Source organism: Corynebacterium sp. c8Ua_99 (assembly GCF_039907185.1).
In the GTDB taxonomy this organism is placed as follows: domain Bacteria; phylum Actinomycetota; class Actinomycetes; order Mycobacteriales; family Mycobacteriaceae; genus Corynebacterium; species Corynebacterium jeikeium_D.
This window is the reverse complement of record NZ_JASBOG010000004.1, coordinates 1-24,984: the sequence shown is the minus strand read 5'-3', so window position 1 is coordinate 24,984 and position 24,984 is coordinate 1. Positions and strand designations below refer to the sequence as shown.

Annotated in this window: 20 protein-coding genes and 1 pseudogene; 9 read left to right on the top strand and 12 right to left on the bottom strand. The window is 58.1% G+C overall.

The window, feature by feature from the left end; genetic code table 11:
- Positions 1-103: 103 nt before the first annotated feature.
- Positions 104-751 carry a GNAT family N-acetyltransferase gene (locus QKE19_RS03475; RefSeq protein ID WP_150960671.1) on the bottom strand — a complete coding sequence of 216 codons (648 nt, stop codon included), beginning with the start codon at positions 749-751 and terminating at the stop codon, positions 104-106.
- Positions 752-937: 186 nt separating this feature from the next.
- On the bottom strand, positions 938-3,517 hold the full coding sequence (gene clpB, locus QKE19_RS03470) for an ATP-dependent chaperone ClpB (RefSeq protein ID WP_187400713.1): 2,580 nt from the start codon (positions 3,515-3,517) through the stop codon (positions 938-940).
- Between the two features lie 360 nt (positions 3,518-3,877).
- Between clpB and QKE19_RS03465 the strand changes: the two genes are divergently transcribed.
- Positions 3,878-4,765: a fructose bisphosphate aldolase gene (locus QKE19_RS03465; RefSeq protein WP_224433385.1), complete on the top strand. Its 888-nt coding sequence runs from the start codon at positions 3,878-3,880 to the stop codon at positions 4,763-4,765.
- Positions 4,766-4,914: 149 nt separating this feature from the next.
- Here QKE19_RS03465 and QKE19_RS03460 read toward each other — a convergent pair whose 3' ends face one another.
- From QKE19_RS03460 to QKE19_RS03450, 3 genes are all read right to left on the bottom strand, one after another.
- Positions 4,915-5,553 (bottom strand): VTT domain-containing protein, encoded by a 639-nt coding sequence (locus QKE19_RS03460; RefSeq protein ID WP_347890375.1) that lies wholly within the window; start codon positions 5,551-5,553, stop codon positions 4,915-4,917.
- 83 nt (positions 5,554-5,636) lie between these two features.
- Positions 5,637-6,254 (bottom strand): trimeric intracellular cation channel family protein, encoded by a 618-nt coding sequence (locus QKE19_RS03455; protein ID WP_016421558.1) that lies wholly within the window; start codon positions 6,252-6,254, stop codon positions 5,637-5,639.
- Between the two features lie 105 nt (positions 6,255-6,359).
- Positions 6,360-7,202 (bottom strand): carbon-nitrogen hydrolase family protein, encoded by an 843-nt coding sequence (locus tag QKE19_RS03450; protein ID WP_147766183.1) that lies wholly within the window; start codon positions 7,200-7,202, stop codon positions 6,360-6,362.
- A 143-nt stretch (positions 7,203-7,345) separates the two neighbouring features.
- Here QKE19_RS03450 and QKE19_RS03445 point away from each other — a divergent pair, with 143 nt between their 5' ends.
- Together QKE19_RS03445 and QKE19_RS03440 are read left to right on the top strand one after the other, a co-directional pair.
- Positions 7,346-7,663 carry a hypothetical protein gene (locus tag QKE19_RS03445; RefSeq protein ID WP_016421560.1) on the top strand — a complete coding sequence of 106 codons (318 nt, stop codon included), beginning with the start codon at positions 7,346-7,348 and terminating at the stop codon, positions 7,661-7,663.
- Positions 7,651-9,213: an alpha/beta hydrolase gene (locus QKE19_RS03440; RefSeq protein ID WP_347890374.1), complete on the top strand. Its 1,563-nt coding sequence runs from the start codon at positions 7,651-7,653 to the stop codon at positions 9,211-9,213. Before QKE19_RS03445 ends, QKE19_RS03440 begins: the two co-directional genes overlap by 13 nt.
- A 108-nt stretch (positions 9,214-9,321) precedes the next feature.
- Here QKE19_RS03440 and QKE19_RS03435 read toward each other — a convergent pair whose 3' ends face one another.
- From QKE19_RS03435 to dnaK, 4 genes are read right to left on the bottom strand one after another with little or no spacing between them, the layout of a single operon-like run.
- Positions 9,322-9,732, bottom strand: coding sequence for a helix-turn-helix transcriptional regulator (locus tag QKE19_RS03435; protein ID WP_016421562.1), 411 nt, complete (start codon positions 9,730-9,732; stop codon positions 9,322-9,324).
- Positions 9,732-10,928 (bottom strand): molecular chaperone DnaJ, encoded by a 1,197-nt coding sequence (dnaJ, locus tag QKE19_RS03430; protein WP_005511752.1) that lies wholly within the window; start codon positions 10,926-10,928, stop codon positions 9,732-9,734. The genes QKE19_RS03435 and dnaJ overlap by 1 nt, the downstream gene beginning before the upstream one ends.
- Positions 10,929-10,988: 60 nt before the next feature.
- Positions 10,989-11,576 carry a nucleotide exchange factor GrpE gene (gene grpE, locus QKE19_RS03425; protein ID WP_016421563.1) on the bottom strand — a complete coding sequence of 196 codons (588 nt, stop codon included), beginning with the start codon at positions 11,574-11,576 and terminating at the stop codon, positions 10,989-10,991.
- 2 nt (positions 11,577-11,578) lie between these two features.
- A complete protein-coding gene (dnaK, locus tag QKE19_RS03420) occupies positions 11,579-13,420 on the bottom strand; it encodes a molecular chaperone DnaK (protein ID WP_016421564.1) in 1,842 nt (613 codons plus the stop codon).
- A gap of 518 nt (positions 13,421-13,938) precedes the next feature.
- On the opposite strand from dnaK, the gene QKE19_RS03415 reads away from it, so the two are divergent.
- Positions 13,939-14,688, top strand: coding sequence for a YcnI family protein (locus QKE19_RS03415; RefSeq protein WP_347890373.1), 750 nt, complete (start codon positions 13,939-13,941; stop codon positions 14,686-14,688).
- A gap of 223 nt (positions 14,689-14,911) precedes the next feature.
- Here QKE19_RS03415 and QKE19_RS03410 read toward each other — a convergent pair whose 3' ends face one another.
- Positions 14,912-15,970, bottom strand: a complete 1,059-nt coding sequence (locus QKE19_RS03410; protein ID WP_070560399.1) for a hypothetical protein — start codon at positions 15,968-15,970, stop codon at positions 14,912-14,914.
- 379 nt (positions 15,971-16,349) lie between these two features.
- On the opposite strand from QKE19_RS03410, the gene QKE19_RS03405 reads away from it, so the two are divergent.
- On the top strand, positions 16,350-17,126 hold the full coding sequence (locus QKE19_RS03405) for an enoyl-CoA hydratase (protein ID WP_070549981.1): 777 nt from the start codon (positions 16,350-16,352) through the stop codon (positions 17,124-17,126).
- A gap of 269 nt (positions 17,127-17,395) precedes the next feature.
- Here QKE19_RS03405 and QKE19_RS03400 read toward each other — a convergent pair.
- Positions 17,396-17,626, bottom strand: a pseudogene (locus tag QKE19_RS03400) (AMP-dependent synthetase); the annotation flags it as partial.
- Here QKE19_RS03400 and QKE19_RS03395 point away from each other — a divergent pair.
- Positions 17,592-17,990, top strand: a complete 399-nt coding sequence (locus tag QKE19_RS03395; RefSeq protein ID WP_070549979.1) for a hypothetical protein — start codon at positions 17,592-17,594, stop codon at positions 17,988-17,990. The pseudogene QKE19_RS03400 and the gene QKE19_RS03395 overlap by 35 nt on opposite strands.
- Before the next feature lie 22 nt (positions 17,991-18,012).
- On the opposite strand, the gene adhP is transcribed toward QKE19_RS03395, so the two are convergent.
- Positions 18,013-19,074 carry an alcohol dehydrogenase AdhP gene (gene adhP / locus QKE19_RS03390; protein ID WP_070429398.1) on the bottom strand — a complete coding sequence of 354 codons (1,062 nt, stop codon included), beginning with the start codon at positions 19,072-19,074 and terminating at the stop codon, positions 18,013-18,015.
- Between the two features lie 373 nt (positions 19,075-19,447).
- Here adhP and QKE19_RS03385 point away from each other — a divergent pair, with 373 nt between their 5' ends.
- From QKE19_RS03385 to QKE19_RS03375, 3 genes are all read left to right on the top strand, one after another.
- Positions 19,448-22,786, top strand: a complete 3,339-nt coding sequence (locus QKE19_RS03385; protein ID WP_347890370.1) for a heterodisulfide reductase-related iron-sulfur binding cluster — start codon at positions 19,448-19,450, stop codon at positions 22,784-22,786.
- A gap of 262 nt (positions 22,787-23,048) precedes the next feature.
- A complete protein-coding gene (locus tag QKE19_RS03380; RefSeq protein ID WP_222865240.1) occupies positions 23,049-24,155 on the top strand; it encodes a histidine kinase in 1,107 nt (368 codons plus the stop codon).
- 133 nt (positions 24,156-24,288) lie between these two features.
- Complete coding sequence (locus QKE19_RS03375) at positions 24,289-24,942, top strand: response regulator transcription factor (protein ID WP_048734423.1); 654 nt, start codon at positions 24,289-24,291, stop codon at positions 24,940-24,942.
- Positions 24,943-24,984: the final 42 nt, after the last annotated feature.

The following is a 24,984-nucleotide window of genomic DNA, read 5'->3' as shown; positions in this document are numbered from 1 at the left end:
CCGAAATACTGCCGTCCTTCCAGAGCTCGAATACCCCACCATCCGCCCTGAACACCCGACCAACCCGCGCAGCCCCCCCCAAAAAAAACTGCACGCCGAAAGCCTAAAACCGCACCACCATCACATCGTGGTCCGGGAAGCTCGAGCGCCCCACTAGCTCAAACCCCGCCTTCACATAAGCTTTCGCCGCCCGCGGGTTGGCATCATGGACAGCCAGACTAACCCCCGGGTACCCCAGCTCACGCGCATACTCAAGAAGCCCCGCAATCATCGGCTGCGACAGCCTGCGTCCGACTACACCCGGACGCAGCGCAATCGCTACCTCAGGAATCCCATTTTCCACAAAACCGTACCCCGGATCGTCCTTCGTAAACGTACGCAGCCAGGCCGCCCCCACCGGCACTTCATAGCCCTCGCATTCTTCGCTTGACGACGAATCCCCGCGCTCCAACCATTCCGCCTTAATGGCGGCCGCACTGTAAGTAGCCTCGCGAGAAACCCTCGGTTCAAATGGGTCAGTGCGGGTCATGTCGCCACTGAGCGACTCGAGGTCAGCGTCGTCAAGCGAAGTGGCGAAAAGGATAACCCCGCCCTGACTCGCGTCCCACTGGTCGACGTATTGACGCCTCGTCACTACATAGTCTTCCGGCAGTGGCTGACTTTCATCTCCGAATGTTTCCGTTAGTTCGTCCATCCAGGCAATGAAGGGGAGGTCGGAGTCTGTCGCTGGTCGCCACTGAAAGTTAGTCATATTTGCGCACTATACCGGCGCACTCCAGACTGACCGGAATGCAACAAGCACACACGGTCGGTCACAAGACACATAAACCCGGACAATAAAGGCACAAAAAAGGGGCGGTTCAGGAGAAAACTCTCTCAAACCGCCCCAACAAACAGACAACCTGCTCAGCAGTTATCGCCCTGAGTATCAGGCGCCCTAGATTCGGGCTACGCCATCCTCGTCATAGCCGACAACCTTCAGCGACTCGCTATCGTCAGCAACCGTGACCTCTACGCGGTCACCATCGCGAACATCACCGGCGAGCAGTCGACGTGCCAGCTCATCGCCGATTGCCTTCTGCACCAGACGACGCAACGGACGGGCGCCGTAGGCCGGGTCGTAGCCGCGCTCCGACAGCCAATCCAGTGCCTCATCGGAGACATCCAGCACCAGACGACGTGCCTCCAGGCGTTCTGCCAGGTTGCGAACCTGAATGTCCACAATGCCGCGCAGCTGCTCGGAGGTCAGCGGATCGAAGATCACTACATCGTCGAGACGGTTGATGAACTCCGGCTTGAAGGCCATCTTGACCGCATCCATGATCTGCTCATGCGTACCACCAGCACCGAGGTTGGAGGTCAGAATCAGAATCGTGTTTCGGAAGTCCACGGTTCGGCCCTGACCATCGGTCAGGCGACCCTCATCGAGCACCTGCAGGAGCACATCGAACACGTCCGGGTGAGCCTTCTCGACCTCGTCGAAAAGCACGACGGTGTACGGACGGCGACGAACAGCCTCGGTGAGCTGACCGCCAGCGTCGTAGCCGACGTATCCGGGAGGAGCACCAATCAGACGAGCGACAGAGTGCTTCTCGCCGTACTCGGACATATCGATGCGCACCATCGCACGCTCATCGTCGAAGAGGAACTCCGCCAGCGCCTTGGCCAGCTCTGTCTTACCAACGCCAGTTGGACCGAGGAACAGGAAGGAACCAGTCGGACGGTTCGGATCGGCAACACCCGCACGCGAACGGCGGACGGCATCGGAGACAGCCTCCACAGCGGCATTCTGACCAACAACGCGACGGCCGAGGTTGAGCTCCATTTCGAGCAGCTTCTCGGTCTCACCCTGCATCATCTTGCCAGCCGGGATACCCGTCCAGGCGGAGACAACCTCAGCGACTTCCTGAGGCGTGACCTCCTCCTTGAGCATGGAGTTTTCCTCTGCGTCAGCGACCGATTCCTCGGCGGCCTCCAGCTTCTTCTCCAACTCAGGGATGCGCCCGTAGCGCAGCTCTGCGACACGGCCATAGTCACCTTCGCGCTCAGCCTTTTCGGACTCAGTGCGCAGGGCATCGAGCTCTTCGCGGACGGAGCGGACATCATCAATCGAGGACTTCTCGTTCTGCCAGCGAGTCTTCAGAGCGTTGAGCTTCTCGCGCTCATCTGCAAGTTCCTCACGGAGCTTGTCCAGGCGTTCCTTCGACGCGATGTCAGTTTCCTTCTCCAGTGCCATTTCCTCGATTTCGAGGCGGCGCACGATGCGTTCCGCGGAGTCGATTTCCTCCGGTGAGGAGTCAATCTCCATACGTAGACGCGATGCGGCCTCATCAACCAGGTCAATGGCCTTATCCGGCAGGAAGCGGGATGTGATGTAGCGGTCCGACAGCGTTGCTGCAGCCACTAGCGCGGAGTCCTGGATACGAACACCGTGGTGGACCTCGTAGCGCTCCTTCAGACCACGCAGAATACCGATGGCGTCCTCAACGCTCGGCTCACCGACGAAGACCTGCTGGAACCGACGCTCCAGCGCAGCATCCTTCTCGATGTACTTGCGGTACTCATCCAGGGTCGTCGCACCGACCAGACGCAGCTCACCACGAGCCAGCATCGGCTTAATCATATTGCCCGCATCCATCGAGCCATCACCCGTGGCGCCAGCGCCAACGATGGTGTGAATCTCATCGATGAAGGTAATAATCTGACCGTCGGATTCCTTAATTTCGTCCAGAACCGCCTTTAGACGCTCCTCGAACTCACCGCGGTACTTCGCACCGGCGACCATAGAGCCCAGATCCAGACTCATCAGCGTCTTGCCCTTCAGAGATTCCGGCACATCACCTGCAACAATGCGTCGTGCCAGCCCCTCTACAATGGCCGTCTTACCAACGCCCGGCTCACCAATGAGCACAGGATTGTTCTTGGTACGACGACTTAAGACCTGTACCACGCGACGAATCTCCGCATCGCGGCCAATAACTGGGTCAATCTTGCCCTCACGTGCCCGCGCGGTTAAGTCCGTCGCATACTTTTCCAGAGCCTGGTACTGCTCTTCCGGATTCTCCGTTGTTACCTTCCTCGATCCACGCACGCTAGTCAGCGCACCCTTTAACGCCTCGGCAGTAGCACCCGCCGATTGCAGTACATTTGCCGCCTCCGACTGGCCAGTTGCTACACCGATAAGCAGAATTTCCGTGGAGACATACTCATCTCCAAGCTCCCCCGCCAGCTCCTCGGCGGCGTTCAGTGCATTAACAGCGTCCCTATTAAACTGCGGGTTCGCCATATTCGCCCCGCTTGCCGACGGGTACCCCGCGACCAACTCCTTAGCGCGGGTCAAAACCCCGGAAGGATTAACGCCCGCTGCCTCTAGCAGCGGAGCCGCAATACCCTCCTTTTGCTCCAGCAGTGCTACCAGAATGTGCCCAGGCCGGATATCCGGGTTACCCGCGCTGGTCGCGGCCTTCATAGCTTCCTGGAGAACTTCTCCAGTCTTAGTTGTTGGTGTAAAACTCATAACTTGCGCCCCTTTGACTCAACTTTGTCATTCACTACCCATAACGTACTCAGCCTTGAGTCTGTTCCACTCAACTTCAAATTTTTCAATTTCCCGACCGTGATTCACACCACACCTATAGCAAAAAGGATTGAGCTCAGCAGCGTCGTTAAGCGTAGTAGCGCGCCGGAAAGCACTAGAAAACGTTGGAAAGCTCCAGAAACCACGTGCGAACACACTCCGACACACCGCCCGACGTCCTCACCAGCACACTCCCGCCGGATTCAACTTCCCCCATGTGAGTGATGGGTGGACAGCGCACTCATACTGTTTTGGTTACCCTGGTAGGTGACATTCCTTCATTCTCACGAAAGGACTCGAATGAACATCGAGCAGGCACGTCAGATGACTGAGGGCAAGGGCTTCATCGCAGCTCTCGACCAGTCCGGTGGATCTACCCCGAAGGCTCTGCGCCTGTACGGCATCAACGAGGATCAGTACTCGAACGAAGATGAAATGTTCGACCTGGTTCACGAGATGCGTACCCGCATCATCACTTCCCCGTCCTTCAACTCTGAGCAGATTATTGGCGCGATTCTTTTCGAGCAGACCATGGATCGCGACATTGAGGGAATCCCGACCGCTCAGTACCTGTGGGAAAAGAAGGGCATCGTCCCGTTCCTGAAGACTGACAAGGGCCTGGCAGACAAGGAAAACGGCGTTCAGCTTATGAAGCCGTGCCCGGGCCTGGATGAGCTGCTGGAGCGCGCTGTCGCTAAGGGCATCTTCGGCACCAAGATGCGTTCCTTCATTGCCGAGGCAAACGAAGAGGGCATCAAGGCCAACATTGCTCAGCAGTTCGAGTTCGGCAAGCAGGTTCTGTCCCACGGTCTGGTTCCGATCCTGGAGCCGGAAGTCGACATCAACGCTGCTGACAAGGCAGAGGCTGAGGACATCGTCCTGCGCGAGCTGCTCGCCGGCCTGGATGACCTGGCTGATGACCAGAAGGTCATGATCAAGGTTTCCATCCCGACCAAGGATGACCTGTACAAGCCGCTGATTGAGCACCCGAAGGTCATGCGCGTTGTCGCCCTGTCCGGTGGCTACGAGCGCGAGGACGCCAACGAGCGCCTGTCCCGCAACCACGGCATGATTGCTTCCTTCTCCCGTGCACTGTCTGAGGGCCTGTCCGCTCAGCAGTCCGACGAAGATTTCAACGCAACTATGGCTGAGTCCGTCAAGGGCATCTACGAGGCTTCGATTTCCTAATCGTCCGCGCTGTGCATTTGCGCTTCGCTGTGCATCTACGCTTGTGCGCGCCTCTAGGTAGTCGCTAGCGCAATTAAAAACTCCCGCACCAAGAAAACCTGGTGCGGGAGTTTTTCTGTCGGCGCCTCTGCCCTTACGACAGCACCGTCCTACACCGGGCGCTTCGCAACAGCTGCTTTACGACGCGCATTCACACCACCAATGACAACCGGTAGCACGGAAATTGCAATGACCAGCAACATGATCTTGTCGATGGAACTGGTGATTCCCGGAATGTTGCCCAGCAGCACACCAACAGCGACCATACTGGCGACCCAGCCAATCGCGCCGGTGACATTCCAGCCGATGAACTTTCCGTAGGGCATATTCGCAGTGCCCGCCGCCAGCGGAACGTAGGTGCGCACAATGGGAACAAATCGCCCCAGCACCAACGACAGTGGTCCGTACTTGGCAAAGAACTTCTCGGCCGCTTCCAGCCGATTAGTTCGGAGCACCTTGGCATTGTCGCTGAACAGTTTGCGGCCGAAGGAGTGGCCTAAGAAGTAACCGACTTGATCACCCAGCACCGCGGCAATAATACCGATAACCAGCACCTGCCAGGTGTGGACATCTAGCTCTGACCTTAAGACGGCAGCAGTGACCAACAGCGAGTCACCGGGCAGAAAAGGAAAGAGCACACCGGACTCAATAAAGATGATGAGTCCAAGCCCCGCAAGCACCCAAGGGCCAAACCCCTGGAGTAGAGCTTCGGGGTCTCCGATACCGGAGAGGAATCCAGAAAAATCCATAACGGCAATCTTTTCAGCAACAACTATCGATTCTGCTGAGCTAATTAGAGTATTTTGCTGAGAGTTTTTCTGGGTACTGTGTTTTAATCGCGCCCCTGATAGTCAAATACCGGCAGCGACCAGCCACGCCAAAGCGCCGCTAGTCGAATGAACAGTGCGGACAGCACCGCACAGATGATGTTGATGTTCTCGTGCAGGCCAACCATGTCGAGCACGTAGTAAAGCGTCGCCGCGACGACTGCGATGGAGGCATAGAGCTCCTTTTGAAACACCAGCGGGACGCGGTCACACATCAGGTCGCGGAGCACACCTCCAAACGCACCGGTAAGAACGGCGCCGACAATAGCGATGATGACGCCGTGCCCCATTTCCATGGCCACGCGGGCACCAATGATGGAAAACGCCGACAAACCGATTGCGTCAGCGACCAAGAACACGACCCGGAAGTGCTTCATCAGGAAGTCGGCCAACAGCACCGTGATCAGTGCTGCACCGACAATAACCAGCAAATATTGTGGGCTTGCAACCCACACCAACGGATAGTGACCGAGAATGACATCGCGCAGGGTACCGCCGCCGATAGCAGTCATGCACGCAATTGTTGAAACTCCAAAGAGATCCATGCGCATTCGACCGGCCGCTAGTGCGCCGGTGACGCCTTCGGCCGTAATTCCGATGACCCAGAGGATGTGGAGCAGCATGATAAGAAATATAAAGGACTTCGCCCGAATCGGTAGAACTATAGGCTAATATCCCGCAATCTTCGCCCCCTCGGCTCGGCCCGCTTCATTGCTTCCCGGCTAGCCCTAATCGCGAATCTCCAGCACCGGAATCGAGCGGCGAATCCGCTCCACCTCCGCTATATCCACATCGGCCACAAGCAACTGCGGGTCGTAGCCCGCCGAGGCAATGACTCCGCCGTCCGCATTGACCAACATGGAGTGCCCCGCGCCGGTCGGCCCCTCATCTTTCCCCGCGGCCTTCGCCCCACCAGGCCGGGCTGCATCGACTGCCGCAATCACACAAGTGCTATCCAGTGCGCGTGCCGACACCAGCGTCTGCCACTGCCTTACCTTGCCCGGGCCATCATTCCACGATGCAGGCAGCGCGATGACCTCTGCGCCCAGGTTGGCCAGTTGAATGAATTGCTCCGGGAACCTGATGTCAAAGCATGTCGCAAGACCGAGGGCGACCGACGATCCGTCGGCAAGCGGGACATCACAGACCACGTGCGCGTTGCCCGGCGCGACAGTATCCGATTCGCGAAACCCAAAAGCGTCGAAGAGGTGGAGTTTGTCGTAGAACTCGACACCGGGGCCGTCCTCATCACGCCAAGCCAGAAGCAGCGAATTGAAGACGCGGTGCATCGTCTTACCGTCGCGCTCCACTTCATCTGCCGGCCGGAACATGCCGACCACCACGCTGATTCCGGCATCGTGAGCGGCCTGCGAGACCTCCGCTACGAACCTATCGCTGCTGGACTCCGCCACGACATCCAGGCGACCGGAATTGAACGCCTTCATCGTGGCCTCGGGGAAAACCACCAAATCGGCGTTGTCCTGTGCTGCCCGCGCGATAGTCACCTTCACCGCGTCCAGATTCTCTTCAACCGACGCTGACAATTCCAACTGAGCCAATGCAATACGCATGCCTAAATGCTACCGACTACCCCGGATTGACCGCCCTGAAGTTATCCACAGCGCGGCTTCCTGCGTTGCTTCCGCTCAGAGTTATCCACAGTTCGCTGAAGATGGTCTTCCGCTGCCTTTCGCCACCCAGCAGAATCAAAAACATGGCCGAACACATCACAGTCAACCCAGCTCAACTATCCGCCTTAAGCCGTTCCTACCAGCAGATTTCCACTCGTATTGATGGTCTTTCCACCATCGTCGCAGCTGCCCCGGGAAGCGCCGAGCTCACCTCTGCCCTGCCCGGCTCACGGATCGTCCCCGCTGCCTCCACTACCTGTGGGAAGTGGTCGGAATCATTGCTTGCTGCGTGCACAAACATCGACGTTATTGCGCAGGCTGCCGATGCCCTCGCTGTCAGCGCTCTCGCGCACGAGCATGACCAGTCCGCCGCCTTGGAAAAGCTGTCATGGTCACGGTAGGCGAAGCGCTGCTGTGGCGTGTGGATTCGCTGGAGACGCTTGCCCGGGCACTGCGTTCCGGGGCGCGCGCCCTCGCCGATTCCGCCGACAGTTCCCAGGCCGCACTCAACGCGCTCTCAGAGGACGACTTCGCCGGCGACAACCGCAGCGCCGCCGAGGTTTCTGTCACCCACAGCTCCACGCGTCTGCGCCGGAGCAGCGTCGCGCTCGAACGTCTCGCCGCCTGCTGCAGCGACACCGCCGCCATGCTTAACGACGTCATCCGCGAACTTACCGCCGCGGTAAACCAGGCAACCAACCTGGGGTTTCAGGTGAACCTGGTTTCTGGTGCGGTGACTCCGCCGGAGGGCATGCTGTCTGCGATTGCGCGCAGCCTCGTTCATCCCAAAATTCCTTCCGGGCCTTTCACCATGGCCGAATGGCGTGCAACCTCGCAGCTTCGGATTCAGTCGGCTTTGGCTGAACTCAACCGACTCGATGAGAAGGCGGCGGGCGCAATATCAGCTCTTTCACCACTGGTGGCAAGCGAAGTTAGCGGCTCGGGTAGATTGCAGCCATCACAGGCTGGCAGTGGTACTGGCAACCCTGCTGACAGAGGGCTTGACGGTGGTTGGGACTTGGAAGTTGGGAGCGGATTGACTGGGGCGTATTCGAGTAGACCGCTATCGGAGATAGACGCTGCCATGTCCGCTCGCGCCCGGGCTTTGGGGCTGCCTCCTGGACAACTATTGGAGTCCTCGCCTGGACATTCTGCGATTGCGTTCGGTGACGTTGAGCGAGCATCGACTGTGATTACTCTCGTCCCCGGCACCAGCTCTAGCGCGGAGGACGCTAGCAGGCAGTTCGAGCGCGTAGCCGCGACCTTCCACGCCGCCGGTGAAGATCCGGAGGATGTGGCGGTGGTGTTGTTTTCCTATGACGCGCCGCCCGACCTCCGTGAGGCCATACGCACCGAGTATCACAATTTTGCCGCTGAGCGCCTGCAGCACTTGCAAGCTGGTTTGATTGAGCGTTCCGGTGGCGTCGATAGTGGTGACACTGCGATCGCCGGTGGCCTTACTAGCCACGGCACGTCTTCTACTCAGCGGCACGTTGTCGCCGGCTATAGCTATGGGGCGACGGTGGTCTCGCAGGCTTCCCTTGGTAGTGGCCTCTACGCGGATAGGGTGCTGCTCATAGCTCCGCCAGGCGTTGGCCCCGGACTGGAGCGCGCAAACGACATGAAACTACTCAAGCCGGACGGCACAGTCCGACCCGAAAATGAGAATAGCCACCGTGTGGCAGTGGCGACGTCCCCGATGGACCCCATTCGTATTCCTGCCGAACTGGGGATTCATGGGAAAAACCCAGCGGATAAGGATTTCGGCGCGTACACACTCAACCTGAGTGAGCATGGCCTGTCCATGCGAGATTTGACCGATTTCATGGTCACTCCCGTGCAGGATATTCCTCAAAAGTATCGGCACGTTCAGGGCAACCCGCACATCGAACACTACTTTGACGACGAAGTTTTCACCCGCGAGACCAACCGGTGGCTAACTGACAGCTGACCGGCGTCTCAGATCGGCGGTTGCGAATCCACGGCCCAAATTAACAAGCCAAAAGAAAACGGACTAACCAGGCGACGCTGGTTAGTCCGTTCACTCAGCCGTGTGGGATTACCTTTCCCCACCGCGGTTGTCTTTGTGCCGGCGTCGTGTGCGCGGCTCCCACATCACCACTGCCGTAGAGCGTGGGACGTGAACCAGTTCGCCTCGCGAACGACGAGCCTGTGCCTTTGCTTGATAGAGCTGCTCTCGCAGTTCTGCATTTTCCTGCTCAAGCGAATCCACCCGCTCAGTCAGGTCGATGATGGCCTTAATACCGGCCAGGTTGACGCCGTCTTCCTGACTCAGACGCTGAATCTCACGCAGCAGCGCCACATCGCGTTTGGTGTAGCGCCGACCTCCGCCGGAGGTTCGCTGCGGAGTTACCAACCCGAGTCGGTCATAATTACGCAGCGTCTGCGCATGCATGCCCGCGAGATTCGCGGCTACGGATATGACATAGACCTCAGTGTTGTCGGACATTATTTCGCACCTGCCCAACCCTCACGAGGATTGAACCCACTGGCACGTTCCGCTTCGACGTAGGAACGCAATGCCGAAGTGGCATTGTCGTCCAAATTGGTCGGCACCTTCACACGCACGGTTACCAACAGGTCACCCGGAGTGCCATTGCGCTTCGGGATTCCTCGACCGCGCACACGCAGTGTTCGGCCATCGGCTGTGCCAGCCGGGACACGCACGCGAATCTTGTCACCCAACGTCGGCACAGTAATAGTGCCGCCGAGCGCGAGCTCGCCGAAGCTCACGGGCACCGTGACCTCAAGGTCGTTGCCGCTGCGGGTGAACACTTCATCCGGGCGAACATGGACGGTGACAAAGAGGTCACCGGCCGGACGCCCCCGCAGTCCCGCTTCACCTTGGCCCGCAAGACGGACCTTCTGGCCGTCCACCACACCAGCGGGGACGCGAACGGTGATGGTACGACGGCGGGTGGTCACACCGGTGCCGTTACACTGCGAGCAAGGGTTCTCGATGCGAGTGCCCTGGCCACCACAGTCAGCACACGGACTGGAGAAGCCGAAGGCCCCCTTTTGCTCCTTGACATATCCCGAACCATGACAGGTGGTACACGTCACCGGTGAGGTTCCCGGCGCTGCACCCGAACCATTGCAGTTCGTGCATGGCGACGGGTTGGTGAGCTGCAGCGGGATGGTGACACCTTGGGCAGCCTCGCGGAAATCGAGCGTAATCTCTGTCTCCACATCCGCACCACGGCGGGCCTTCTGCCGCCCGGCAGCACCAGCGCCACCATTGCGGTTTACGAAGCCGCCCAGGAAATCACCTAGGCCACCTGCACCACCAGCATTGCCACCGAATCCGGCACCTCCGCCGAAGAGATCCGACACGTCGAAGTCGAATCCACGTGCACCGGCAGCACCGGCTCCGCCGGCACCTGCGGCACCGGGGAATCGGAAACCACCTGCGAGAGCTGCACGCAGCTCATCGTATTCGCGGCGCTTGTCCTCGTCACCGACCACCGAGTATGCCTCGGAGATTCGCTTGAACTTATCTTCAGCGGCCTTGTTACCCGGGTTCTTATCCGGGTGGTTCTCCCGGGCTAACTTGCGGTAGGCCTTTTTAATCTCGTCGAGTGACGCAGACTTAGAGACGCCCAAGTCAGCGTAATAGTCCTTATCTGCCCATTCCCGTTGAGTCATGGTGCATCTCCTCCTTTCAGAAAAACTAATTCAAAGAAATCTGCGTCACTTGTGTCTCCGCTACTGCGGATCGCCGATGATTACCATCGCCGTACGAATGACACGGTCATTAATTCGGTAGCCCTTGCGCAGCACATTGGCTAGAACCTTGTCATCCCCTTCGGAGAGATCCTGGACAGCCTCGTGGATGTCCGGGTTGAACTCCTCTCCTGCGGCACCAAATTCCTCAACACCCTGTGCGGTCAGCACGCCACGGAATTTATCCGCGAAAGCCTTCAGCGGGGTGCCGTCTGCCAAGTCGCCGTGCTCTTCAGCCCGGTCGAGGTCATCAGCCAAAACCAGCAGTTCTCCAGCCAGCTTTGCCTTCGCCTGTACGCGCTCGGCTTCACGGTCTCGGTCAACTCGACGACGGTAGTTTGCGAACTCCGCCGACAGGCGCTGCAGGTCCTCCGTGCGCTCATCCAACTCACGCTGGATGGCTGCAACTGGGTCTGCAGCTTCCTCCGCGGCGGTGTCGCCGGCGGCACCTTCGGTCGCCGGCTCCACGTCGTCGTCAAGCTTGGCCTGCTCGAAGACCTCGTTGACCTGATCGGCCAGGTTGGCCGGCTCCTCCGGGGTGGGCTGGTTTCCCTGATCCTGGTCAGTCATTCTTACTTGTCCTTCTCGTCCTCGTCGACGACCTCGGCGTCAACGACGTTGTCGTCAGCGTCAGCGGCCTCAGCGCCCTCGGCTGCGGTTGCACCCTCAGCTGCCTGAGCCTCGTAGATAGCCTTACCCATCTCCTGGCTCTCGGTGGACAGCTTCTCGACGGCGGACTTGATGGCCTCGATGTCGGAGCCCTTCAGAGCCTCGTCGACTTCCTTGGCGGCCTCTTCAACGCGGTCGCGGATGTCCTGGGAAACCTTGTCCTCGTTCTCCGATGCGAACTTGCGGGTCTGGTAAGCCATGGACTCAGCCGAGTTGCGGACTTCCTGCTCCTCGCGGCGCTTCTTGTCCTCGTCAGCGTGCTTCTCAGCGTCCTTGATCATCTGGTCGATCTCCTCCTTGGAGAGGCCGGAGCCGTCCTGGATGGTGATCGTGTTTTCCTTACCAGTGCCCTTGTCCTTAGCGGTGACGTGGACAATGCCGTTGGCGTCGATGTCGAAGGTGACCTCAATCTGAGGGACACCACGCGGTGCCGGAGCGATTCCGCCCAGCTCGAACGAGCCCAGCAGCTTGTTGGCAGCAGCCATCTCGCGCTCACCCTGGAAGACCTGAATCTGGACGCTCGGCTGGTTGTCTTCAGCAGTGGTGAAGGTCTCCGAACGCTTGGTCGGGATTGTGGTGTTGCGCTCGATCAGCTTGGTCATGACACCGCCCTTGGTCTCAATACCCAGCGACAGCGGGGTGACGTCGAGCAGCAGCACGTCCTTGACCTCACCGCGCAGAACGCCGGCCTGCAGAGCAGCACCAACTGCGACAACCTCGTCCGGGTTAACGCCCTTGTTCGGCTCACGACCACCGGTCAGTTCCTTGACCAGCTCAGAGACTGCCGGCATACGGGTGGAACCACCGACCAGCACGACGTGGTCAATGTCGGAAACCGGAACATCAGCGTCAGCAATGACCTGCTGGAACGGCTTACGAGTGCGGTCAAGCAAATCAGAGGTGATGCGCTGGAACTCAGTACGGGACAGGGTCTCGTCCAGGAACAGCGGGTTCTTGTCAGCATCAACGGTGATGTACGGCAGGTTGATAGATGCCTGCTGCGAGGAGGACAGCTCAATCTTGGCCTTCTCAGCAGCCTCACGCAGACGCTGCAGAGCCATCTTGTCCTTGGTCAGGTCAATGCCGTTGCTGGACTGGAACTTCTCAACCAACCAGTCAACGATGCGCTGATCCCAGTCATCGCCACCGAGCTTGTTGTCACCCGCAGTTGCGCGAACCTCAACAACACCGTCGCCAATCTCCAGCAGGGAGACGTCGAAGGTACCGCCACCGAGGTCGAAGACCAGAATGGTCTGCTCCTTGTCGGACTTCTCCAGACCGTAAGCAAGTGCAGCAGCAGTCGGCTCATTGACAATGCGCAGGACGTTCAGGCCAGCAATCTGACCTGCTTCCTTGGTTGCCTGACGCTCAGCGTCGTTGAAGTAAGCCGGAACGGTAATAACCGCATCAGTGACGTCGTCACCCAGGTAAGACTCAGCGTCGCGCTTCAGCTTCATCAGCGTACGAGCGGAAATCTCCTGCGGAGTGTACTTCTTGTCATCGATCTCGATGCTCCAGTCAGTACCCATGTGGCGCTTGACCGAACGAATAGTGCGATCAACGTTAGTGACAGCCTGGTTCTTAGCGGACTGGCCAACCAGGACCTCACCATTCTTTGCAAATGCAACCACCGACGGAGTGGTGCGCGAACCCTCAGCGTTCGCAATCACCTGAGCCTCGCCGCCCTCGAGGACGGAGACACAGGAGTTCGTCGTACCCAAGTCAATACCAACAGCGCGTCCCATGATGAACACCTTTCTAGAAGAGTAAAAGAATTGCCCTTAAGTCTTACGCGCTCAAGTCTGCATTGCCGTAGAAAATCTGTCAAGCAAACTTGAGTGTGTCCGACTCAATGTTTGTCATGCTGTGCAACGGACTATGGGGCAAAGTTATTCCCACCCAACTCAACTTTTCTAGAAAAACCTCCATCACCCCAGGTCAACTCGATAAAAGATTTTTGTAAAACTATGTTCTAAAGCTACTCGCGGTAGCCGACAGCGCAATTTTCTATACAAAATCCTGTCTTCGGCCTCCAGGGGGAATTTCTTAGCACTAGCCCTGGGAACTTTCCTGCAAAGCGAACCGACTAATCCCCTGACGTGTTTTGCAGCCACCGGCTCATCAACAGGCCATGCCCTTTGTTACCCCCCCCCCATGACCTGCCACCGAATCAGCCCTGGCGGCTCCACTGATACATGTCTAACTTCTCCCCACTTACGGGGCGATTGAGCCAAGAATTCATCCCACTTTTTAGGAGTTTTTCGTGCCTCAGAATGCACAGCGACACCATTTCCCCTTTTTCCGTGGGCTCGCAGTAGCGTCGGCAAGCGCCGCACTAACCCTCGCCTTCCCTGCCATTGCATCCGCACATGTGCATGCAACCCCGTCGTCTGCCCCGATTGGCGGCTACGCAGATCTGGCTTTCGGGGTCGGCCATGGCTGCGACGGTTCGCCGACGACGAAGGTCGAGTTCACCATCCCGGAGGAGTTCGAAAAGGTTACGCCGAACATGAACGCGAACTGGGATGTCACGAAGGAGTCGACCGGCTCTGGCGAGAATGAAAAGGTGCAGAAGGTCATCTACACCGCAAAGACTCCACTGCCGTCGGACCTGAAGGATTCTCTGACGCTCAGCGTGAAGGTGGCTGATAATGCAAAGCCGTCGACGGTTGAGGTGCCGACGCTGCAAACCTGTGAAAAGGGTTCGATGAACTGGGCTGAAAAGGACCACGATAGCGATTACCCGGTTCCAACCGTGGAGCTGATTGAGAAGTCGGCAGACGATGAACATAGCCACGGTCACGACCACAGCCACAGTCATGGCCACGGCAATAATCACGGCACCGACGAGACAGAGCACAGCGATAACCACTCGGATGACATCGAGCATTCCGCAGCTGCCACCAGCGAGGATTCCAGCAGCACGCTTGGCGGCTGGGGCCTGGGACTCGGCCTCGTGGGCGCGCTCACCGGTATTGCCGCATTGGTAGTTTCACTGCGCAAGCGAGGCTAAATCGCTTTGACGTTCCTTGAAGAGCTTTCCTGCTTTCACCGACACGGACGAACCATTGAATTTTTGAAACGGTTTTTCTAAGCGAATAAGGATTCAAGGGTCTGGTTTCCGATAGTTAATTGGAACCAGGCCCTTTCATCATTCCGCGACCAAACACCCTCTGCTAGAAAGCTACCGGCCCTCCGGTCCAACCCATGAGGAGCAGCTCAACCTAGCGGGCGAGTCACTGGAGAATGGTCAAATTAAACTGCTTAATCAACGGAGATAGAGCTGCGGCACCATTTGAAATTGCGTCATGAGGGAAGCCGTAACTTGTCATCCCCACTGCATAAATCCGGTTTGGGTCTTCTGGATCCACAGCCCAAACTGCCCCGCCAGAATCGCCATGGTCCGAAATATTTCCGAAGCCGAACATGTAGCTCCCCACAGTCTCTTTGTAGGGGCCACATGAAAGCCCACTACGGTACCCAAGACGGCAAACGCGAGGTTGTTCTTGCTCAAGCCATTGAGGACTTGCCCAGCCCGCTAACTCCGCACCCTTGAGCATGGGAGTGCCGTGAACATACTTAGGGTCAACAGTCAACTCAATCAATGCATGATCTGTCGGATTGTTCTTAGCCTCCAGATCGAGCGAACTCCAGACAAATTGTCCGACTTTATAGAACTTCCCTTTTTCATCCTCTACGTATACGTTGTCTCCCTTGTTCCCGCAGTGCCCAGCACTTGTAATGTAGTGTCGCCGGGGTTCATCCTTGTTGTACACCCACCACGCAAAAGAACAAGATGAAGTCGAATCATCAGCACCCTTCACAAGAAAGCGAGCTCCCGGCGCAATAAGCGCTGAGTTTTCGAGGAACTCCCATCCTTGACTATTGCGGTAGATTTTCTCATTCTCTGGATTACTAGGCTCCAGCTTGGTCGAACCATCACCCATCCCCTCAACATCGGTGCCCGATTCCGCTGTACCGGTGTCTGATTTATCGGCACTATCACCGGGTTTTTCCATCCCCGAACTGGGCGCACTAGTCGAAGATTGGCTGTCATCGCCCTGAGACTGCTCTGCATTTTCTCCCTGCGAAGTTGATGTTGCAGAGCTTTCTCCGACCCCCATAGCGTTTTTCAAAGAATCTGCATCACATGCAGTCAGCCCCACTGCCAGCAAAGCCGCAATTGTTGAAGCCCAAACTCGTTGCTTGAATGACTTACCCCTCTTACCGTTTCCCTCGGTGACCAAACCGACACTCGATGATGTAAGCGAGCGTGTCTCCATTTCCGGATTCATATCAATACTCCTGTGGCGCTTAGTCATTTCACTCGATGGACCCCACATATGCCCGCGGATGCAAACTTTTGCGTAGGTTTTCGGTCATCTGATGAGCTTTTGTCGCGATTGGACTGTTAGCTTCGTCGTAAGTATAAGAAGAAACCTTCCATTTGGCATCAAAAGGTGAATGAGTTTTCGGCACTTTCTTATAACGTCGTTACTCCAGCTCCGCCCATAAGACGCCACAAAAAGATTCCCGACCACGCTGACCTATCCTGCCGCCGCTGTCCCATCCAGGAAAACACCGATGTAATCGCCGTAAAGCTCCACCCGAATCTGGTCTCACGGGTAACCTCGCTTACAACCTGATTTCTATTACCGCTTTGGAGACACGAATATGTCCGATTACGAAAACATCCTCACCGAAACCCGAGGTCGCGTCGGTATTATTACCCTGAACCGTCCGAAGGCGCTGAACGCCCTCAACCACAAGACCATGGAAGAGATCGGCGCAGCAGCCACCGCTTTCGACAACGATGCAGGCATTGGCGCGATTATCATCACCGGCTCGGAGAAGGCGTTTGCTGCAGGTGCGGACATTAAGGAGATGGCGGACAAGTCCGGCACCGAGATGTACGTCTCTGACTGGTTCGCACGTTGGGATGTCCTGACTTCCGTCCGCACTCCAGTTATCGCCGCCGTCAACGGCTACGCACTGGGCGGTGGCTGCGAGGTCGCCATGATGGCGGACTTCATCATCGCTGGCGCTAAAGCCAAGTTCGGCCAGCCTGAGGTTAACCTCGGCATCTCTCCGGGTATGGGCGGCTCGCAGCGCCTCACTCGCGCGATCGGCAAGGCCAAGGCCATGGAGATGTGCCTGACCGGGCGCATGATGGGTGCCGAGGAGGCCGAGTCCGCAGGTCTCGTCGCCCGTATCGTCGAGCCGGAAGCGCTTCTCGACGAAGCCCTGAAGGTCGCCGACACCATTGCGTCGAAGTCGCTGGTTGCCACTACCCAGATTAAGGAACAGATCAACCAGGCCTACGAAATGACGCTGTCGCAGGGACTGCTCTTTGAGCGCCGTACCTTCCACTCCCTGTTCTCCTCCAACGACCAGAAGGAAGGCATGGCCGCGTTCTCCGAGAAGCGCAAGGCGAACTTCACTAATTCCTAAGAGTGCGCGGGGGCGCGGGGGCGCAGGCGTGTGCGTGCAGGAAGTGCGGGGTGCGGGACGTGTGCGCGGTAAATGTCGGCGCGAACGCCCACCAGCGCACCACACGCACGTTTTTGCCAGCTTTTTGTAGGAAGTAGCGCCGAATTCGCGGTTACTTCCTACAAAAAGCTGGCAAAAACATTTCAAGGGGGGGGGGAGGCAAGGCCGCACCGGGGCCAAGACCGCCCAGGGAGGGGCCGACGCTGACCGCCGACCTCCCGCCTACCGCCCTACCCCTTCAGACCGGGGAAGTCAGTGTCCGCGTACTCGGTCGAGGCCTTGGACTCGCCGCCATCACTGGCGTGGATCTCACCTTCGCGTTTACGCAGGTCAACACGGCGAATTTTGCCGGACACCGTCTTCGGCAGTTCGTAGAACTCAAGGCGGCGAATCCTCTTGTACGGCGCCAGATTGTCGTGGCAGTACTTGAGGATCGACTCCGCCACCTCAGCGGACGGCTCGGCGGACGCCACCAACCCCTGGGAGGCCACCGGAACCAACTCCGCAGAGTCCGTAACAACGGCGGACCTCGCCAAGCGATCCCCAGGGGCCCACATCGCCAAGACGCTAAACCACGTCTCCTATGAAGAACTGATTAGCGACTACCGAACCCCGGAAGAGATCGCCGAGGGCGCACCGCGCCGAGCAATCGCGGTCATGTCGACTGACCCGGCGGCCCTCGAGGCCGCACGAGCAACAGTCGAAGCCTTCGGATTTGAACCCGTGCCCGTTGACGTGAGCGTCGGCAAGCGATTTAGGCCCGACGGCGACCTTTTCGGAGTGTGGCTATCTGCAGATCAGATGAGGCAGGCGGTCGAGGAATAGAAGCGCCAACTAACTCCTGGGGCTAGTAGCGAATGGCCATGCGACCATCGATCTTGCCCTGGCGCATCAGCTCGAAGACGTCATTAATCTCATGCAGCGAGCACTCCTTAACGGTCGGCTTGACCAGCCCGCGGGCGTAGAAGTCGAGAGCCTCGGCCATATCCTGGCGCGTGCCGACAAGTGAACCACGAATAGTGAGATTGCGGAAGACAATGTCGAACACACTCGCCGGGAACTCCCCCGGCGGAAGGCCATTGAAGACAATGGTTCCATCGCGGCGCGCCATACCAAGAGCCTGGCCGAACGCATCCCTATGGACAGCAGTGACCAGAATGCCGTGAGCTCCACCATCGGTATAGGCCTGAACCGCCTGGACCGGATCCTCATCCTTGGCGTTTACCACGAACTCGGCACCCCACTCCTTTGCGTGGTCGAGTTTGTCTTCCGCGATATCCACGGCGATTACACGCATACCCATCGCCTTGGCGTACTGGATCGCCAAATGCCCCAATCCACCGACGCCGGAGACCACCATAAACTGACCCGGCTTCGTTTCGGAAACCTTGAGGCCCTTATATACAGTCACGCCGGCGCAGAGAATCGGCGCAGCCTCCAGGTAGTCCACGCCCTCCGGTATGCGAGCGGCATACCGCGTGTCGACCAGCATGTACTCGCCAAAGGAACCGTCCTGGGTATAGCCGCCATACTCGGCGTCGTTGCACTGAGTCTCACGACCGGTCCGGCAGTACTCACAGTCGCCACACGCGGACCACAGCCATGCATTGCCGACAATGTCACCCACGCTGACCGAATGCTTTCCAGGACCGAGCTCGATCACCTCACCGATTCCCTCATGCCCCGGAATGAAGGGCGGCTCCGGCTTCACCGGCCAGTCCCCCTCTGTCGCATGCAAGTCAGTGTGGCAGACGCCGGAGGCAATCAATTTCACGAGCGCCTGATTCAGCCCCGGCTTTGGCAGATCGACGTCGCGAACATTGAGGTTTGGCCCGAATTCATCAACAACTGCGGCAGTGAACTGGGAGGACTGCCCAGAACGGACACGGTCTGGCTGCACGGAGGTCATAATCAATCAACTCCTTGACTGGTCGGAAAACAACTGACGTGCAACCCCACGCTTTTTAAAAACGGTTTGCATTAGTATATTTCGTTTCGTTTGTAAAACTGTGGGGCGCAAAAGTCAGCATACAGTGACGCACGCCACACTGTAAACCCTTATTTTTCTAATGAAACATATTTAGAGCATGATCAGCGGACGGAATTAAGAAACCCATTCGTTGCGAAAATCGCCGAAAACGCGCAGGTTACACCGCATAGCCATGATTTCAGCACTAATTACGGCGTTAGTTATGTACACGTCCTTGGCTCGTGATACAACTCACAAGAGAACTATTTTCACTCAGCCATCACCCTGGCTGAGCCAGCCTAGAAGGAACATTATGAGCGTGCTCAACCTCGCCGCAGCGACGGCTGACACGGCGATTCCGGAATCTACCGGATTCACCGTCGCAGTCGGCGTTATTGGCGTCCTGTTGTCCCTGCCCTGCTGGTTCATCTTTATCAAGGGATTCACCCATATGGTGAAGACCATCATGGTGGGCCAAAAGACATACGGTCACACCGGTGAATGGGGAACCCGTATTTGGACCATGATCCGAGAGATCGTCGGTCACACCAAGATGGCCAAGAAGCCCGGCGTTGCTGTGGCTCACTGGTTCGTCATGGTGGGCTTCCTCCTCGGCTCCCTGGTGTGGTTCGAGGCTTACATTCAGACCTTTTGGCCAGCCGGTGGTTGGCCAATCCTCAGGAATCTGACAGCCTGGCACTTCATCGACGAACTGCTCGGCCTGGGCACCACCCTGGGTATCCTGGCACTGATTCTCGTCCGCCAGACCAACCTGGGCAAGGAACGCCTGAGCCGCTTCTACGGCTCCAACGCCAAGGCTGCCTACTTCGTTGAGGCTGTCGTCCTCATCGAGGGCCTGGGCATGATGTTCGTCAAGGCCGCCAAGCTGGCTACCTACGGCAACCACGGTCACACTGGCGCCGAGGTCTGGAACTGGGCGAACTTCGTCACCGGCGGTATCGCACAGGTTCTACCGGCCTCCGAAGTCATGGTGTCCATCTTCGCGCTGATTAAGCTGCTGTCCGGTATGGTCTGGCTCTTCGTTGTTGGCCGCAACCTGACTTGGGGTGTCGCATGGCACCGCTTCCTGGCATTCGCCAACATCCTGCTCAAGCGCAACGCTGATGGCTACAACGCCCTCGCTGGTGCTAAGCCGATGACCTCTAACGGCGAGATTTTGAACCTGGAAGAGGCTGACCCAGAAGTTGACTCCATGGGTACCGGTGTGGTCACCGACCACTCCTGGAAGGCTCTGCTGGACTTCACCTCTTGTACTGAGTGTGGTCGCTGCCAGGAGCAGTGCCCGGCATGGAACACTTCCAAGCCACTGTCCCCGAAGCTGCTGGTTAACCAGCTGCGTGACCACGCTTACGCTTCTGCCCCGTACCTGCTGGCTGGCGAGACCATCGAAACCGCTCGCGAGGGCGAAGGCGCTGGCGCAGCACTCCTGACCAAGCCGCTGGTTGGCGACGGCGATGAGGGCATCATCGACCAGGACGTCCTGTGGTCCTGCACCAACTGTGGTGCCTGTGTTGAGCAGTGCCCGGTTGACATTGAGCACATCGACCACATCGTCGATATGCGCCGCTACCAGGTTCTGGTTGAGTCGGACTTCCCGACCGAGCTGGCTGGCCTGTTCAAGAACCTCGAGACCAAGGGCAACCCGTGGGGCCAGAACGCTTCCACTCGTGCCGACTGGATTAACGAGGTCCGCAAGGAAGGCATCGTCGTCCCGATTTGGGGCGAAGATGTCGAGAGCTTCGACGACACCGAGTACCTGTTCTGGGTCGGTTGTGCCGGTGCGTACGACGACAATGCGAAGAAGACCACCAAGGCTGTTGCAGAAATGCTTTACACCGCCGGTGTGAAGTACGCTGTGCTCTCCCAGGCTGAGGGTTGTACTGGCGATTCCGCTCGCCGCGCCGGTAACGAGTTCCTCTTCCAGATGCTGGCTGAGCAGAACATCGAACAGCTCGATGAGGTCTTCGACGGTGTCCCGCCGAAGCAGCGCAAGATTGTCGTCACCTGTGCGCACTGCTTCAACACCTTCAAGAACGAGTACCCAGAGCTGGGCGGACAGTACGAAGTTGTCCACCACACCCAGCTGCTAAATAAGCTGGTTCGCGCTAACCGCCTCCAGCCGGTTGCTTCCGGCCAGGGCCGCCAGGTCACCTACCACGACCCGTGCTTCCTGGGTCGCCACAACAAGGTCTTCGAGGCTCCGCGTGAGCTGATTGGTGCATCCGGCGCTAACCTCGTCGAGATGCCGCGTAACAAGAACACCGGCTTCTGCTGTGGTGCAGGTGGCGCGCGCATGTGGATGGAAGAGACCATCGGCCAGCGCATCAACGTCAACCGCACCGAAGAGGCTGTCGGCACTGGCGCTGAGGCAATTGCCATCGGCTGCCCGTTCTGTAAGACGATGATGAATGACGGTGTCAACAACGTCATCGAGGACGACGAGAAGAAGCCGGAAGTCCTGGACATCGCCCAGATGCTCCGCGACTCTGTGAAGGTCGACGGCGAGCTGCCACAGGCACGTGAGCCGGAGTGGATTGAGCAGCCAGAGCGTGGCTGGGTCGATCCGAAGAAGGCTGAAGAGGAAGAGCGTCAGCGCCTCGAGGAAGAGGAAGCTAAGCGCAAGAAGGCCGAGGCTGCCGAGAAGAAGAAGGCAGAAAAGACTGCCGCTGCCGGCGCTGGTGCCGCAGCTGCTGGTGCTACTGCAGGCGCTGCTGCCAAGGGTGGCGCTCCGACTCCGGGTGGTGCCAAGAAGGGTGCTCCAGCTCCAGGTGGCGCACCGACTCCGGGTGGTGCCAAGAAGGGTGCTCCAGCTCCAGGTGGCGCACCGAAGCCAGGCGGGGCAAAGGCCGGCGCACCGACCCCGGGTGGCGCCAAGAAGGGCGCTCCAGCCCCAGGTGGCGCTCCAAAGCCTGGCGGCGCTAAGGCCGGCGCACCGACCCCGGGTGGCGCCAAGAAGGGTGCTCCAGCTCCGGGCGGCGCTCCGAAGCCAGGCGGAGCAAAGGCCGGTGCCCCGGTTCCAGGCGGCGCTAAGAAGGGCGCTCCAGTTCCGGGCGGCGCCAAGGCCGCTAAGCCGGCCGCGCAGGCAGAGCCAGCAGCTGCAGAAACCGAAGCTCCGACTGAGGCTCCGAAGGCAACGAAGGGCGCTCCGATTCCGGGTGGCGCACGCAAGGGTGCTCCGGTTCCGGGTGGTGCTAAGAAGGCAGCTCCGGCCGCGAAGCCGAAGGCCGAGGAAGCCGCTCCCGCAGAGGACACCGCTGCTGAAGTAGCGGCCACCGAGTCCGAGCAGCCAGCAGCTGAGCAGCCGAAGACCGCATCCGGTGCTCCGGTTCCGGGCGGCGCACGCAAGGGCGCTCCAATCCCGGGTGGCGCACGCAAGGCCAAGCCAGTCGCTAGCACCCCTGCCCCGGCAGCAGAGGAAACCGAAGCTCAGGAGGCTCCTGCTCAGCCAGAGGCAGAGCAGGCTCCGGCGCAGCCAGAGGTTACCGAACAGCAGTCGGCGGAAGATGCCACCTCCACCGAGCAGGCCACTGAGGCCCCAGCCGAGGAGACGCAGGCGCCGTCGGCAAGCGCTAAGAACCTTCCGCGCAACCAGCACGGAGTTCCGCTGCCAGGATCGGCGCGACGTAAGTAGCGCTCGCTAAGTAAGCAGGAATCCGCCCGAGAGGTTATTCTTCCCGGGCGGATTTTTGTGCTTTACGACGACCCCTGCGCCACGGCATTAATCATGCAAATGGCACTCTCGACCGCACTGACAATATATTGATTACTGCATATTGATTACTGCATCCCGTTAGAGATGACCGCATTGTGGTGTGGAAAGAGGTCTTGGCGTAGTGATTAAGAAATCGCTGTCACAGATAAGGGACTTTCTGAGGACTCCGGGGTCAGTGGAGATGGTCATTGCGCTGGTTCTCACGGCTCTCGATGCGCTAATTTTCCGCGAGAGCAACTCTGATCTGTTGTTGCCGACCATTATCGGTGGCCTTCAGGTCATTCTTGTTGCAGTGGCGACCTATCTGCCACTTTTTGCCATGGTGGTTGTCCCAGCGAATTTCTTGGCATTGACTTTCCTTCCCACAGAGCAGGCTCCAATGCAGATTTTCTGCGCGCTTCTCATCGTGGAAGTGATGCGTGCTAACAACAACAAGATGCCGGCGAGAATCACTGCGTTGCTCTTGTTGGTGATCTCAAACTACGACGTCAACACAAGTACTTTCGCACGTGACCATGTCGCGACCTTTGTGACAACACTGCTTTTTGTAATTGCCTACGCCATCGGCATGATGCGCAGTCGCTACAAAGAACAACGCCGGCGGGCAACGATTGAATCTAACCGCGCTCTGGAAGAGCAACGCCTTGAGTTGGCGACCGTACTGCACGACTCCACTGCCAAGTCCTTTACTCGCGTAACCATGCTGGCGCAGGCGCTCGCCATCGAGCGAGAAGGGACCGATGAAAAACTTGAAGAATCCCTGGAGGACATCGCAGAGACCTCCCGAGAAGGCCTGCTACAGCTTCGCCAGTTGCTTTCATTGCTGAAATCAGCTGACGACGAGAGTTCTTTGACCTCCGCTATCGGCCAGGATGAGCGAGTCCCCAGCATGAGCAGGGTGCTTCAACAGGCCAAGGATGAACTGCAGGAAGCTGGGTTTAACGTTTCGCTGGCCACGAAGATTGAAACCGAGCCCTCTTTGACGCAGATTTCAGAGGTTATCTCGCCGGCGCTGTCGGAGTTCTGCACGAACATTCAGAAGTACGGCGAACCGCAAACGAACGTTCACATTCTGGCGCTGAGCAACGAGGAAGATGGCTTCACGCTCGACATCAGCAATCAGATATCGAAGGCGCTACCGCATTTTCTGCCGCGGGCGATGCTCTCGAGCGGTTTGGGGCTTTCCTCACTGCATCGGCGAGTGCGACCATGGGACGGTTCCATCACGTCAGAACGAGAAGGAAATGTGTGGAATTGCAAACTCCACATGCCACCTACCAACCAGTAGGTTACGCTAGCGTAAGATTGGTGCAGTAGCTGCCTGTGACGAAGATATCTCTCGAAAAGTCCTGGTTAGCGTAGTAATATCACACGATGACAGATATTGTTCGGTTTTTATAACTTCTATGAAAGGTTCGCGGATGTCTGACATTAAGGTTCTCATTGTCGATGACGACCCACTTGTACTCTCGACGCTGCGAACCTATTTCAAGAAGGCACCGCATATCACCGTGGTCGATGAAGCCAGCGATGGCCACGAGGCTCTCAACATTATTGCCCGTGGTGGCGTTGACGTAGTTTTGACCGATATTCATATGCCTAACATGGACGGCGTTGAGCTACTTGAGCGCATTAAGAAGGTGGAGAATCCACCGAAATTCATCGCTATCACCTCATTTGATACCGATGAAACAATGCTGAAAATCTTGAGTCTCGGCGGAAATGGCTACATTCTCAAAACTGCCCGCCCGGAATCCGTCATTGGCACCGTTGAAGATGTTTTCCAGGGCGGCACCGTCATCTCACCGATTTCTGCGACTCGGCTGATTAAAACCCTGCCGTCCCGCAACATTTCCTCATACAGGATCACTCAAGCCGAGCGAGAGGTTCTCGGCCTGATCTGCCGCGGTAAGTCAAACCACGACATCGCCAAGGAACTCGGCAAGTCGCCGGGCACTATCAAGAAGCACCTCTCCAGCATGTTCAATAAGTTTGGAGCTACCTCTCGCCTGGACCTGGCGCTGAAAGCAATAGACGCAGGCTTCCACCCGCCGGCATCCGCTGCCGCAGAATAACCAGGGGCTCTGAGATTTGGCCGGTTAGCGGCTCTGAATTGA

What these genes read in the sequence shown, in the direction of transcription:
- QKE19_RS03475 (WP_150960671.1), bottom strand. Translation starts at nt 751, where the DNA reads ATGACTAACTTTCAGTGGCGACCAGCGACAGACTCCGACCTCCCCTTC.
- clpB (WP_187400713.1), bottom strand. Translation starts at nt 3,517, where the DNA reads ATGAGTTTTACACCAACAACTAAGACTGGAGAAGTTCTCCAGGAAGCT.
- QKE19_RS03465 (WP_224433385.1), top strand. Translation starts at nt 3,878, where the DNA reads ATGAACATCGAGCAGGCACGTCAGATGACTGAGGGCAAGGGCTTCATC.
- QKE19_RS03460 (WP_347890375.1), bottom strand. Translation starts at nt 5,553, where the DNA reads ATGGATTTTTCTGGATTCCTCTCCGGTATCGGAGACCCCGAAGCTCTA.
- QKE19_RS03455 (WP_016421558.1), bottom strand. Translation starts at nt 6,254, where the DNA reads ATGCTGCTCCACATCCTCTGGGTCATCGGAATTACGGCCGAAGGCGTC.
- QKE19_RS03450 (WP_147766183.1), bottom strand. Translation starts at nt 7,202, where the DNA reads ATGCGTATTGCATTGGCTCAGTTGGAATTGTCAGCGTCGGTTGAAGAG.
- QKE19_RS03445 (WP_016421560.1), top strand. Translation starts at nt 7,346, where the DNA reads ATGGCCGAACACATCACAGTCAACCCAGCTCAACTATCCGCCTTAAGC.
- QKE19_RS03440 (WP_347890374.1), top strand. Translation starts at nt 7,651, where the DNA reads ATGGTCACGGTAGGCGAAGCGCTGCTGTGGCGTGTGGATTCGCTGGAG.
- QKE19_RS03435 (WP_016421562.1), bottom strand. Translation starts at nt 9,732, where the DNA reads ATGTCCGACAACACTGAGGTCTATGTCATATCCGTAGCCGCGAATCTC.
- dnaJ (WP_005511752.1), bottom strand. Translation starts at nt 10,928, where the DNA reads ATGACTCAACGGGAATGGGCAGATAAGGACTATTACGCTGACTTGGGC.
- grpE (WP_016421563.1), bottom strand. Translation starts at nt 11,576, where the DNA reads ATGACTGACCAGGATCAGGGAAACCAGCCCACCCCGGAGGAGCCGGCC.
- dnaK (WP_016421564.1), bottom strand. Translation starts at nt 13,420, where the DNA reads ATGGGACGCGCTGTTGGTATTGACTTGGGTACGACGAACTCCTGTGTC.
- QKE19_RS03410 (WP_070560399.1), bottom strand. Translation starts at nt 15,970, where the DNA reads ATGAATCCGGAAATGGAGACACGCTCGCTTACATCATCGAGTGTCGGT.
- QKE19_RS03405 (WP_070549981.1), top strand. Translation starts at nt 16,350, where the DNA reads ATGTCCGATTACGAAAACATCCTCACCGAAACCCGAGGTCGCGTCGGT.
- adhP (WP_070429398.1), bottom strand. Translation starts at nt 19,074, where the DNA reads ATGACCTCCGTGCAGCCAGACCGTGTCCGTTCTGGGCAGTCCTCCCAG.
- QKE19_RS03385 (WP_347890370.1), top strand. Translation starts at nt 19,448, where the DNA reads ATGAGCGTGCTCAACCTCGCCGCAGCGACGGCTGACACGGCGATTCCG.
- QKE19_RS03380 (WP_222865240.1), top strand. Translation starts at nt 23,049, where the DNA reads ATGGTCATTGCGCTGGTTCTCACGGCTCTCGATGCGCTAATTTTCCGC.
- QKE19_RS03375 (WP_048734423.1), top strand. Translation starts at nt 24,289, where the DNA reads ATGTCTGACATTAAGGTTCTCATTGTCGATGACGACCCACTTGTACTC.